General features: G+C 42.9%; 13 protein-coding genes. 4 read left to right on the top strand and 9 right to left on the bottom strand.

The features are described from left to right. Positions 1-54: 54 nt before the first annotated feature. The 4 genes from KIH87_RS02885 to nudF form a co-directional block, all read right to left on the bottom strand. Positions 55-594, bottom strand: coding sequence for a YqiA/YcfP family alpha/beta fold hydrolase (locus KIH87_RS02885; RefSeq protein ID WP_232361418.1), 540 nt, complete (start codon positions 592-594; stop codon positions 55-57). Between the two features lie 88 nt (positions 595-682). After that, positions 683-1,429, bottom strand: a complete 747-nt coding sequence (locus KIH87_RS02880; RefSeq protein WP_232360039.1) for a metallophosphoesterase family protein — start codon at positions 1,427-1,429, stop codon at positions 683-685. 21 nt (positions 1,430-1,450) lie between these two features. After that, a complete protein-coding gene (locus tag KIH87_RS02875; RefSeq protein ID WP_232360038.1) occupies positions 1,451-1,897 on the bottom strand; it encodes a DUF1249 domain-containing protein in 447 nt (148 codons plus the stop codon). 38 nt (positions 1,898-1,935) lie between these two features. Beyond that, the gene (nudF, locus tag KIH87_RS02870; RefSeq protein WP_232360037.1) at positions 1,936-2,559 is read right to left on the bottom strand and encodes an ADP-ribose diphosphatase; all 624 of its coding nucleotides are present in this window, start codon (positions 2,557-2,559) and stop codon (positions 1,936-1,938) included. A gap of 253 nt (positions 2,560-2,812) precedes the next feature. On the opposite strand from nudF, the gene tolC reads away from it, so the two are divergent. Beyond that, positions 2,813-4,117, top strand: a complete 1,305-nt coding sequence (tolC, locus tag KIH87_RS02865) for an outer membrane channel protein TolC (protein WP_232360036.1) — start codon at positions 2,813-2,815, stop codon at positions 4,115-4,117. An 85-nt stretch (positions 4,118-4,202) separates the two neighbouring features. On the opposite strand, the gene KIH87_RS02860 is transcribed toward tolC, so the two are convergent. The 5 genes from KIH87_RS02860 to KIH87_RS02840 all read right to left on the bottom strand — a co-directional run bounded on the left by KIH87_RS02860 (position 4,203) and on the right by KIH87_RS02840 (position 9,182). Then, positions 4,203-4,580: a diacylglycerol kinase gene (locus KIH87_RS02860; protein ID WP_232360035.1), complete on the bottom strand. Its 378-nt coding sequence runs from the start codon at positions 4,578-4,580 to the stop codon at positions 4,203-4,205. A 13-nt stretch (positions 4,581-4,593) separates the two neighbouring features. After that, a complete protein-coding gene (locus KIH87_RS02855; protein WP_232360034.1) occupies positions 4,594-6,198 on the bottom strand; it encodes a phosphoethanolamine transferase in 1,605 nt (534 codons plus the stop codon). Positions 6,199-6,559: 361 nt separating this feature from the next. Beyond that, on the bottom strand, positions 6,560-6,979 hold the full coding sequence (locus KIH87_RS02850; RefSeq protein ID WP_232360033.1) for a ribonuclease E inhibitor RraB: 420 nt from the start codon (positions 6,977-6,979) through the stop codon (positions 6,560-6,562). Between the two features lie 256 nt (positions 6,980-7,235). Then, positions 7,236-8,288, bottom strand: a complete 1,053-nt coding sequence (locus tag KIH87_RS02845; protein ID WP_232360032.1) for an aldo/keto reductase — start codon at positions 8,286-8,288, stop codon at positions 7,236-7,238. A gap of 99 nt (positions 8,289-8,387) precedes the next feature. Beyond that, complete coding sequence (locus tag KIH87_RS02840) at positions 8,388-9,182, bottom strand: TIGR00266 family protein (protein WP_232361417.1); 795 nt, start codon at positions 9,180-9,182, stop codon at positions 8,388-8,390. Positions 9,183-9,374: 192 nt separating this feature from the next. On the opposite strand from KIH87_RS02840, the gene KIH87_RS02835 reads away from it, so the two are divergent. The 3 genes from KIH87_RS02835 (at position 9,375) to KIH87_RS02825 (ending at position 12,491) form a co-directional block, all read left to right on the top strand. Further along, a complete protein-coding gene (locus KIH87_RS02835; RefSeq protein WP_232360031.1) occupies positions 9,375-10,415 on the top strand; it encodes an energy transducer TonB in 1,041 nt (346 codons plus the stop codon). 18 nt (positions 10,416-10,433) lie between these two features. Continuing rightward, positions 10,434-10,823: a GFA family protein gene (locus tag KIH87_RS02830; protein WP_232360030.1), complete on the top strand. Its 390-nt coding sequence runs from the start codon at positions 10,434-10,436 to the stop codon at positions 10,821-10,823. A 165-nt stretch (positions 10,824-10,988) separates the two neighbouring features. Beyond that, positions 10,989-12,491, top strand: a complete 1,503-nt coding sequence (locus KIH87_RS02825; RefSeq protein ID WP_232360029.1) for an amidase — start codon at positions 10,989-10,991, stop codon at positions 12,489-12,491. Positions 12,492-12,520: the final 29 nt, after the last annotated feature.

Raw genomic sequence — 12,520 nt, 5'->3', positions numbered from 1 at the left:
GTGCTTATGCGATAGTAGCAAGTCATTTTTTAATGGGCAATGTCGGCATCAAGGCTATTCAGGATAAAGAAATTGAAAGATGCGTTGCAGGTAATTTCCATAGCCCTGAAAGCTGTGATCGCCGCCTTTTTCAACGGTTACATTTCCAGCTGAATATTTCTCTACGGCTTCTTTATAATCCAGCGTTTCATCGCCTTCCTGAAGCAATACCCAGAAGTTCTCTGGTGCTTGCAATTTTGGAACAAGCAAAGATTCCAATTCGCTCATGTGCTGTTTAGTTAACGTGAACGACTTGCCGGTGTATGGGTGCTCGTGCTCACCAAGGTAGTCATGCAACAAAATATGTGGTGTAACTGCGGGGTTAACCAGTACAGCGCGTCCCGGGAAATCCTGCATTAAATTGGTACTCATAAACCCGCCCATCGAACTGCCAATGTAACCTAGCTGAGCATTGGGGTATTTGTTCACTACCTCAGAAACCGTTTCGCGTAGCAAAGTAATGGCTTCCATTGGGTAGTTGGGAACCTGGGGAGCCACTAACAAGATATCAGGGTGATGTTGAGCCATATACTCCTTGGTTTCAGTGCATTTCACTGAACTGGGAGAACTTAGAAATCCATGCAGATAAATCAGTATTTTTTGCAAACGTCTTCTCTCTTACTACTTATTTTCTAACTTGATTTCACAACGGGACACGATTAACCCAGGTTAACCATTCCCCATCATCGCCTAATTCCATCACTCGATAGCCCGGAGCTTCATTACTGACACCAAATTCATCTTGTAATTCCCACTGCCAACAGCTGGAAGGGCAGGCATAGTATTCCTGTCCTGAAAATGTGCGCGAGCGTGCTTGATGAATATGGCCGTATAAAACCCTGACCGGACGAGGTAAGTAATGCATTAGTTGCAAAAATTTATCGCGGTTCGTCCATTCGTGCTTATCCATCCAGCTGTTGGTATCCAGGGGATGATGGTGTACTACCGCAAGATGATGTGCCCGAGGTAGTTCAAGAACATCATTTTGAAAAGCCTGCAAGCGTTCTTTACTTACATGCCCCAAGGTTCCCTCATGCTTGCTGTTCATATAGTGAATACGCCAACGTCCGAGATCCTCGTAGCCATCAAAGCGACAAATATCTTCCCCTAATTCCTCTCTCATGAGGTCAGGAACATCATGATTTCCGGGGATAATACGTATCACTTTGGGAACATAGGGCTCACGTAAGAGCAGCTTTAAATACTGGTAACTTTGTACCGAGTCATCACCGCTAATATCCCCGGTTAATAACAAAATATCTGGAGACTCATTGGCTGCACTTTGCAAAACGGCTTTGAGTGACTGATAAGGATTAATGTCGTTATAACTTGTTTTATCCAGATCAGAAACCAGATGGCAATCACTCACTTGAACGATTCGACATGCCATAAACTCACCTGCTACTTTAACTTATATAGACTGAGCGGATTCCAGAGGTGCGCGTTGTGCCAGACAAAAAGACAGCCACTCAGACAAGAACTGATTCACCATCTCTTTTTCATTTTTTTGATGCATATGCTTATTAGGATAACGATAGCTGGATTCAAAACGAGCAATATTCTGTGATTCTACCACCTCTGCCATTCGCGCATCATGATACAAGCGAATACGCATAGATGGCTTCAAATACTTGGGAAACTCCGGATTAAGTTGACTCATTTCAACCGTCGTGGTGTAGCGAGCACACTCCACAATCTCAATGCAATAATGTAGAGCGCTATGAACACCAAATTCGTATTGCATATTCTCAACATCCACTTCCGGTAACAGTTTTAACAGACGCACGTAATTTGAGTCACACGTCGCATGGAGTGAACTCACATTAGGGTAATAGCGTCGGTTATTTAACTCTTCCATCTATCTCAATATCTATCTATTTACTGTCTATCTAAACATTACTCGTGTTTAAAATCAGCTAATAACTGATCTTTATTCAAAGCAAACCACTGTAGTGCAATGATAGTCGCTGAATTAATAATGCGCCCTTCCTGAAGCCATTGCATTACCTCATGCTCAGGAACTCGATGAACCAGAATGTCCTCATTTTCTTCATCAAGGCCAAACACCCCACCCGCATCCTTTGCATCCACGAAAGAGAAATACAAACTGAGCATTTCACTGCATCCGCCGGGGCTTGGCAGGTATTCCATAATAGGAATCAACTCTGAAAGCTCCAACCCGGCTTCTTCTTGAGCTTCGCGACGACATACATCTTCATGACGCTCGTCTTCCTCTATCATACCAGCGACCACCTCTAACAACCAAGGTTGCTCTACTCTGCCCAAAGCTCCCGTACGAAATTGCTCAATTAATACAAATTCTTTTAGTACAGGATCATAAGGTAAGACAGCAACGGCATTGCCTCGTTCAAATACCTCTCGCTCAATTTCCTGGCTCCATTGACCATTGTGCAAACGATGCTTAAAACGGTATTTAAACAGGGAGAAGAAGCCTTTAAACAAAGGCTCTTTCTCCAAAATTTGGACATCCTGATGATTAAATTGCTGAATTTTATTCAAGTTTACTCTCATTATTTGGGACTATTCATACCGTCCGGGGTAAAAACAGTTCTCAACTGACATTTATTAGCCTATCATGTGCGACTGACAAATTCGTATAAATATTCAGTTACACTTTACGCAGCACTGTTACCAGAATGCAATACTTCCAAAGCAGCGAATGATTTAGACTCTGCGAAAGAAAGAATAAGAAACTGTTATTTGATTGTTTTTAACTCAGCCCGGTGCGGTTATTGGAACACTAGGAAAGCGAATGAAAAAGACACTTATCTCCTTGCTGGTTGGATTTGGTTTATCCACTCAAGCCATGGCAGAAGATCTCTCCCAAATTTATCAGGAAGCACTCAACAACGACCCGGCGACTCTTAGTGCAAAAGCTACCAAAGATGCAGCTTACTCTGGCATTGATATTAGTCGAGCCAGTTTGCTTCCTCAAATTTCACTAACGGTACAAGAGTCTCGTACCCGTGGCGACATCTACAGCGATGTAAATTTGGTTTCTGCCACTTTGCAACAATCCATCTTTGATTATTCCGAATGGAAATCTCTGGGTCGTGCCGAGCTGGTTGCTTCTCGCGCAGATGCCAACTATGGTTTGGCGCTTCAAAACCTGATCGTTCGTGTCACTCAAGCGTATTTTGAAGTATTACGTACACAAGATGATCTGGAATTCTCCAAAGCAGAAAAACGCGCCATTGCACGTCAATTAGAGCAAACCAAACAACGTTTTGAAGTTGGTTTGACAGCTATTACTGACGTTCACGAAGCGCAAGCGTTGTACGATAACGCAGAAGCAAGCGAAATCCGCGCTCAATACGAAGTTGAGAAAAGTCAGGAAAGCTTGTGGGAAATCACAGGTAACTACTACAAAGAAATCGCTGCACTTGATACTAACAAGTTCAGTGCCAGCATGCCTGCGCCAATGGATATCAACAGCTGGTCAAAACTGGCTGAAGATAAGAACTTGCAGTTGGCAGCTAGCAAAATTAGCGTAGATATTGCCAAGAAAGACATTGATATTGCCCGTTCAGGTCACTACCCAACCTTGGGTTTGCAAGCATCGTTCTCATCGAATGACACTGTAGGACAATCTTCCGATGCGGCTATTAGCGATTCTCAAGATCGCGTAGACAGCCGTTCTGCAACTATTGCGCTGTCTGTTCCAATCTTCTCTGGCGGCGCAACCAGTGCTCGCACAGAACAAGCTCGTCATAGCTTTGTTTCAGCAAGTGAAGATCGTGAACAAACGCATCGCTCAGTAGTAAAAGATGTGCGTTCTTACTACTTCGATGTAACTGCTGCGATTTCTCGAATCAAGGCACTTGAACAAGCAGTTGTTTCAGCGGAAAGCGCATTGAAAGCAACCGAAGCCGGTTTTGAAGTGGGTACTCGTACTATCGTTGACGTACTGAACAGTACACGTAACTTGTATGATGCCAAACGTAACCTGTCTACCGCTCGCTACGGTTATATCACCAGCGTACTTAGCCTGAAATTGGCAGCAGGTACATTGAGTGAAACAGACGTTCAAGAAATTAACTCTGGCCTGAGCAAATAGTCAGACTTGAAAATGAACGAAGAAGGGTAGCATCAGCTACCCTTTTTTATTTGTATTTAGGACTTGGCTTATAAAATACTCGCGGTTATCCAGCCCAGTAATCCCACAGAATAGTCGCCCAAACGATACAAGCCAGAATCAAAGATAAGGTGACAGCAAACGAAGCAATGTCTTTCGCCAATCCTGATAACTCGTGAAGTTCAGTACCAATTCGGTCTATTGCGGTTTCAATAGCTGTATTCAATACCTCAACCAGCAAAACCAAAAACAACACGCCAATTAGCGCCAGCTTGCTCATAACGGGAACATCAAGCCACAACGCCAACAACGTAAGGGGAACGGCGAGCAATAACTCCTGCTGGAAAGCCTCCTCGTTACACAACATCCAGCGAAAGCCTTTCCAGGCATTAATGATAGTTCCCAGCAATCTTTTCAGACCGGTTCTTTTTTCAAAATGAGTCATTTTTACAAAGTTCCTAACACTGCAACAGGTCTAAATCAGCATTGTATAGTGTCGAGTTTATGCCCATTAACCCAAGTAAGGTATGGGAAATAAAGTCATGGCTCAACGATTCCTGGCTTTTTCTGGAAGCACACTCCATTTGCTTGTTATCGCTACTCCAAAACAACATGGGCACATGAGTTTGGGTATCCGGTGCGAACATATAAGGGAAGCCATGCAAATAAGCGCCATTTTCTCCCAAAGACTCACCGTGATCAGAGATATACAACATGGATACATCAAAATTATTCTGATATTCCTGTAATACCCTAATGATGCTGGCATTTACGTAATCCGAATACAGGATCGTATTATCATACGTGTTCACCAATTCATCCTGACTACAAGACTGTATTTCATTGGTTGGGCAATCAGGCGTGAAGTATTTTGACGTAGCAGGATAACGGCGGTAATAGGTTGGCCCGTGAGAACCAATCATATGCAATACAACCATACGATCATGAAGCGAATCGCCCTGCGCTCCAGAGTTATTCAGTAATGTATGCAACTGTTCAACTAACACAGCATCATAACAGTAGTCCCCATCACACATTGGATGTATTTCATCTGTCGATACTTTGATCGTTTCAACACGGTTACACACTTCTTTACAACCGCTGTTGTTATCAACCCAGGTAACACCTACACCCGCTTTTTCAGCGATATCCAATACATTCTGCTGATTTTGGCTTTTGTTTCGATCGAAGTTATCTCTGACCTGAAACGAAAACATGCAAGGAACGGACACAGCGGTAGCGGTGCCACAAGAAATAACGTTATTAAAGTAAACAGGGGAATAATCTTTGGTGAACTGATTCGTTGGACGTTCATAGCCCTGATACTGAAAGTTTTGCGCTCGGGCTGTTTCCCCCACCACCATAATATTCAGTCTGGGCTTTTTATTGGCGGCAGCCATCAAGGTAGGTTGCGAATCAAGTATCTCAAACTCTACAGGCTCAGCCAGATAACGATGATTTACAAATTTGATTGCGCTGCTGACAAATTGAAAGGGCACCAATTCTTTCTTAACAAAACGGTTGTTACGCCCGGTTGCAGCGTAATCAGCATAGAAAAGTGAGGCAATCAATCCAATAAGAGCCAAGGCCATAATACTCAAGATGAAGGAACGCTTCAGCTCCATAGGAACGCGGTCAGCCTTGATTTTAGTAACAGAGATAAGCCCAAGTGGCACAGCCACAAAACCAAGAAACAAGCCCAGATTTCCAAAAGACAAATAGGTACTGGCTTCATCAACATCCGTTTCAAAAATATTCTCGACCATGCCGTAATCAAAAACGATACCGTATCGACTTTGCCCTGCGGCGATTAACGCACTAATAACAGTGATCAAAATTAATACGGGTTTAACAACAATACGTAATGGCGTGATCAAGCGTAAAAGCAAAAAGGTTAAACTCAATAACAACAAGGGGATTGAAATAAGAAATGGAAAATTAGCAACACTCTGCTTTGAAACGATTTCAACACAGTCTAATAAAAATACGCTGTTCGCGACAAAGGTAATATAAACAGCAATGAAAAAAATCAGCTGATTGGAACAGAGCTTTAAACGAGTCACTTTTATTCACTTCTTGACTAATATATCAACAAGCGTAGCTCAGAAAACTTAAGAGATTCTTAAGAATCTGATTTTTTTCATCAGAAGCAAACGGTTCTTGGAAAGCACGAACTTATAGCAAGTTAATTGATAATCAATAAATAGTGGGCGGGTAAAATAAGGCTTGCGCAAAAACAACGTGAGATAAGCAACATTAAGTTTCACATGTCTTAATGAGTAAATCCATTTACAGGGTACGTTACGAGGTGGTTAGCATCTCCTGGCGACTACACCAGATATAAAGTGTGGGGTTATAGCTGGTGCAACCCCAGGATTTGCTAATTCTGTACTCAATGTTGCTTATCCCATGTTTCTGCTTAAATTATGCGGCGTCCGCTTGCAATTCAAAGTATTGATGTTCGAAAGCAGCCAATAACTGCCCGAGTTCCTGTCCTGAATTGTATGGGTTGGTTTCCCAACGCTTTATATCCCCTTTCCTGCTTCGAATTGCATATAAAATACCTTTTGCCATGTCCTCTAACTTCAGTGGGGTCGGTGTGACCGATTTATTGCACCAACATGTCCACTTATCAGATTCATTTTCTTGTTCCATCACCACAGAAAAACCAGTGTCAGTTAGCATAACGCTAACGTCTTGAGCGTCTTGACGATCAGTAAATTCGAGGTAGAAGGAGAATGAAACAGGCTTAAACTTGTCCAAACGCTTCTCAACCAGAAGAGAAGTCACTTGCTCAAGAAACTGTTCACCGCTATCAAAACTAAGTAAGTAATTCGTATTCATAGCACTCTCTTTTCATACCTAACGTTTAATGCTTACCTATCCCGGAAGGATTAAACATCCCCTTTTAACCATCGACATAACACCACTTTTGACGAGTGTGTTACCAAAAGTGATTACATCGTAGATCAAAAGATCTTTTCTGTAGAGATTATAACCACAACAAAGGTATTTGTGTTTATACGATAAAGATACCCAAAAAGGACGTTTTCTGGGTAAAGATAAAGCCCCACACAGCGAAATATGAGGCTTTTTGAAATTAAAAGGACATTGGATATTGGCGCATTATTTCGCCAACTTTTTCTAATTCCAAAGAGGATAAGGGCTTTTCAAATGCTGCAATATCTTCCTTTAACTGCACTAAAGATGTCGCACCAATAATGGTGGAAGTAACGCCTTTTACCTGACTACACCACGCCAAGGCCAACTCAACAGAGCTTCGATTTAACTCCTGTGCTAATGCCAAATAAGCCTGAACAGCTTCTCTTGAATGTTCGGTATCACGAAACAATCCCATACGTTGAGAAATGCTCCAACGTGTTCCTTCGGGGCGAGCACCATTAAGGTATTTACCACTTAACATACCACCGCCTAATGGAGACCAGGGTAAATAGGCAACATTCTCATGAACACAGTGTTCAATAAGGTATGGCCAATCCTTCCAATGCAATAAGTTAAACTCATTCTGGATAGATACCATTCGTGGAAGTGCGTGTTTCTCTGCCAACCTCAAATATTGGCTAAGGCCCCAGGTGGTATCATCCGACAGCCCACAAAAACGTATTTTCCCAGCCTTAATGCAATCATCCAACGCCTGCAAAATCTGCAACATGCCATCAACATGCTGCTGAGAATCCTCAACCGTAAAATCAACAATTCCAGGCCAATGCTTGCCAAAATGTGGCGATATTCGATTCGTCCAATGCAATTGGTATAGGTCGATATAATCCGTCTGCAAGCGCTTAAGAGAAGCATCTACGGAACGAATGATACTTTCCCCGGTAATGTCTTCAGCATCGCGCACCCAAGGCAAACCATTACCCGCAATTTTGGTGGCAATAATCATATCCTTACGCTTTTCTGGATTTGCTTTTAACCAGTTACCAAAAAACATTTCGGTTTTGCCATAATTCTCAGGGCTTGGAGGAATAGGGTACATTTCAGCAGTATCAAAAAAGTTGATTCCGCTAGCGAGGGCATATTCTATTTGTTGGTTAGCTTCATCCTGTGAATTTTGCTTTCCCCAGGTCATGGTTCCCAGGCAAATGTGAGAAACATCCAGCTCACTAAAGCCCAGTTTTCGATATAACATTTGGAATTCCTGTTACTCACAGTTCACCAAATTGACTCTTGATAAACTGCCTGATTTAGAGGCTGACTGGCATCACAAGATGCCAGTCGTATTGCAGAATTAGTCGCCGTCGAGCATATCGCCAAGTCCGCCCAATATTGAACCTTCACCTTGGCGAGAACCGCCCGCTTTTGGGGCATGTTCAAGAACACGATCTGCCAAACGAGAGAATGGCAAGCTCTGGATCCACACTTTACCGTGACCACGCAAAGTCGCCATAAACAAACCTTCGCCACCAAAGAACATACTCTTCAAACCACTAACAGCTTGAATGTCGTACTCAATACCAGAAGTAAATGCCACCAAACAGCCCGTGTCTAAACGCAGCATTTCACCATTGAGTTCCTTCTCGATCACCGTTCCACCCGCGTGGATAAAAGCCATGCCATCGCCCTTTAAGCGCTCTAAAATAAAGCCTTCACCACCAAAAAAACCACTACCTAAGCGACGGTTAAAAGCGATGTCCACTTTTGTGCCAAGCGCCGCACAAAGAAAAGAGTCTTTTTGACACGTCACTTCGTTGCCAAGTTCCGCCATATTCAGCGGCACAATCGTACCCGGGAAAGGAGACGCAAAAGCCACCCGACGCTTACCTACACCTTGGTTGGTAAAGTGAGTCATAAACAATGACTCACCACTAATCACGCGCTTTCCGGCTGAAAACAACTTACTCATAAAGCCTTGATTCACGTCTGAACCATCGCCCATTTTCGCTTCGAAAGAAATGCCTTCTTCCATGTAGTTCATTGCGCCCGCTTCAGCGATAACGGTTTCATTAGGATCTAATTCAATCTCCACCATTTGCATTGAATTACCGATAATTTCATAGTCGATTTCATGACATTGCATAGTCAGTTTCCTTGCTTGTATTTCACCACTGAGAATCAATGTAGCAGATAATAAGGCAATATCTGCCATATGGTCAGTGAAGAGATGTATCAATTCATTATTCTGCCAAGCGCGTTTACAGCACCTTAAGTTTAGGTTAGATTCTGCAACGCAAACACTTCTCGATTTTTCAGGAAAAGTAACTTAAAGGACATAATCATGAAACGCCTCCTCGCTATTTTATTACTCACCACCCTCTCCCAAGCAATACACGCTAGAAACTACACGGAAATAGAATTAGTAAAAGACAATAACAGCAGTGTGCCAGATGCAACATCCAATAAGTCAAAAAGAGAAGGTTGGGTACTGCTTCATTATGCCGTCGATGAAAAAGGAAAGACCGGAAACTACTTGGTCATTGACAGCAACAATTCAGAGACTTATCTATCAAAAACCATCAAACATCTTGAAAATCTCGAATTCAAACCCGCAACACTGGATGGCAAACCCGTGGCTTCCAGCCGTTTCTATATCATGCAGTTTGAAAAAGCCTTTTTCCAATCAAACAACAATGGTATGTCCAGAGCTTTCAATCGCAGGTATAACAAAATCAGCGACGCTCTAGCAAACAATAGGCTGGATGATGCTTCCGCAAATCTTCAAGAATTAAGAGACGATTATGCCAAAAATCTGACTGAGCAGGCTCTATCAGCCTGGCTTCACGCCCTTTATTATTATGCGGTTCAAGACTGGTATGCTTATCGTGATGCCACCCAAGTAGCCTTCTATTTACGCGACTCGTTACCCGCCCATATTTCCATGCAAAACATACAAAACCTGATGCAATGGCAAATGTATAAAAAGAATTATTCTGGCGCAGCTTATACATTGGGAGCTTTAAATCGTTTAGAAGGAGTAAGCCTCACAGAAGAGGCGTTTAATAAATCAAAACAAGATATCAGCAACGCATTTTATAAAGAGCCTTTAATCAAGATTGATTCTCAGCTTTCAGCAAATAATGCCTGGTTCTATAGGCTCACAGGTTCAAATATCAGTATTGATGTTCATCAAGGTAAAATTCACACTAAATCATTACGCTGCAACGATGCCATAATCGATCTAAGCGATGTTGAACTTAATGAGTTTAAAGCTCCAAATGCAGAGTCAGAGTGCTTTCTCTTCGTCAAAGGCGACGCAGGAACTCAATTTACCTATACAGAAAAAGAGCAATATGAGAATTTAGCACCTTATTTTGAATAGATTGAATAGGATCTAGACATGTTCAAAGCTTCTTGCCAGTGCAAAGCGGTTCAATTTCAAATAGAGGGAAAGCTTACCTCCCCTTTCTATTGCCACTGTGAAACCTGCCGAAAAACAGCAGGAACAGTGCCAATGGCATGGGCAGTCGCTAAAATTTCCGACATCAAAAATCTGCAACAAGGGGAAGTGGGTAAATACCCTTCAGGTAAAGGGCTAAGATGTTTTTGCCAACAATGTGGTTCCCCGGTTTGGTACGAATCTCACGAAAATGACAAAATTTGGGGTATTCCACTGGGAGTATTGGATTCAGGCAATATTCCAGCACCGAAAAAGCATATCTGGATGTCGTCAAATCCAGATTGGTGTGAAGTAAATGACCAACTTCCGAAATATCCGGAAAACGCTTAGTCGACATGAACCGACCATTCATCAGACTTCGAAGAGCGCACTGTGATACCATCGCTGCGCGTTTTATCCCCTATCACACAGCTCGGTGTGCATTTCTTATTGATTAGTCAGGCGTATTGAGGAAACATGGCAAAATATCTGTTTATCTTAGTGTTTTTAGTTTTCATGTCTAAAACGGCGCATGCGGTTGATGCAATCGTTTCACAACTTACCATTCCTCAAATTCATGAAAAAATGCGAGCTGGCGAGTTAACCTCAGAACAGCTTACGCGATTTTATTTGCATCGTATTGATGTGCTTAATCCTAAAGTCAATGCCGTTATCACACTCAATCCCAAAGCACTGAATGACGCCATTCAAGCCGATAAGACGTTAGCTGCAAACAAAGAAAACCTTGGATTACTGCACGGTATTCCTATTTTGTTGAAAGATAACATCGACACCAATGACGGCATGCCCAATACGGCAGGTTCCGAACTGCTTAAATATAACATTCCGAAGCATAACGCCTTTATTGTCGACCAGCTAAAAAAAGCCGGTGCGATTATCCTCGGTAAAACCAATTTAAGTGAATGGGCGAATTTTCGCTCTACTCGCTCAATTAGCGGTTGGAGTTCTCATGGTGGGCAAACTCGTAACCCTTACGATTTAAGCCGCTCACCTTGTGGTTCCAGCTCAGGCTCAGGCGCGGCTATTGCTGCTGAGCTCGCTCAGGTAGCCGTAGGCACCGAAACCGACGGTTCGATTACCTGCCCATCCGCCATGATGAGTGTTGTGGGTTTCAAACCGTCTGTCGGCTCAGTTAGCCGTAGTGGCATTATTCCCATTTCCAGCCAGTTTGATACCGCTGGCCCAATGGCAAGAAGCGTCACAGATGCCGTATACCTGTTACAAGCCATGCTGGGTAAAGATGACAAAGACGCGGCCAGTTATGAGCATTCCGGCTTTTCAAACCAGCTAATACAACATTTGAAAGCAGAGGGACTAAAAGGCAAGCGCATTGGCATCGTGTCTAACTACATGCATTCCCATCCGCAAGTCAACGCCTTATTTAATCGTGCGGTAAACGTTATGCGTGAAGCAGGCGCAGAGATTATTACTGAAGCCCCTATTACAACCAAGAACCAATGGCGAGTTGATCAATACAATATCCTGCTTTGGGATTTTAAAGACGAAGTAGCCGATTATTTGAAACATTCGGGTATTAAAGCCAAAACGCTCAATGACTTAATCCTGCGAAACAAAGAATTCAGCGCATCAACCATGCCGCTATTCAGCCAGGATATATTTGAGCAAGCCAATTCAAGTCAGGGCAAGCAAGAAAAAGAATATCAAAATACGCTAACCCGATTGCTCTCAATGGTAAGGGAGCAAGGTATTGATGCCACACTTAAAGCTCATAATCTGGATATATTGATAGCCCCATCGACAGGCCCTGCCTGGAAACTGGATATTATCAATGGCGACCATTTCAACGGTTCATCATCTTCACCAGCAGCCATCGCAGGTTACCCACATATCACAGTCCCAATGGGATACGTTTCTCATATGCCAGCAGGGATTTCATTTTTTGCCAGCAAAGACCAGGAAGCTGATATTATTGAGGCGGCTTATCATTTTGAACAGCTGACCCAGTTCCGAATCGCCCCTAATATTCCCAAGCGATAGCGGAACTTGTTTAAGCGAGCATTGCCCGC

Source organism: Paraneptunicella aestuarii, from assembly GCF_019900845.1.
In the GTDB taxonomy this organism is placed as follows: domain Bacteria; phylum Pseudomonadota; class Gammaproteobacteria; order Enterobacterales; family Alteromonadaceae; genus Paraneptunicella; species Paraneptunicella aestuarii.
The sequence above is the reverse complement of the archived record's forward strand: the minus strand, read 5'-3'. Positions and strand labels throughout refer to the sequence as shown.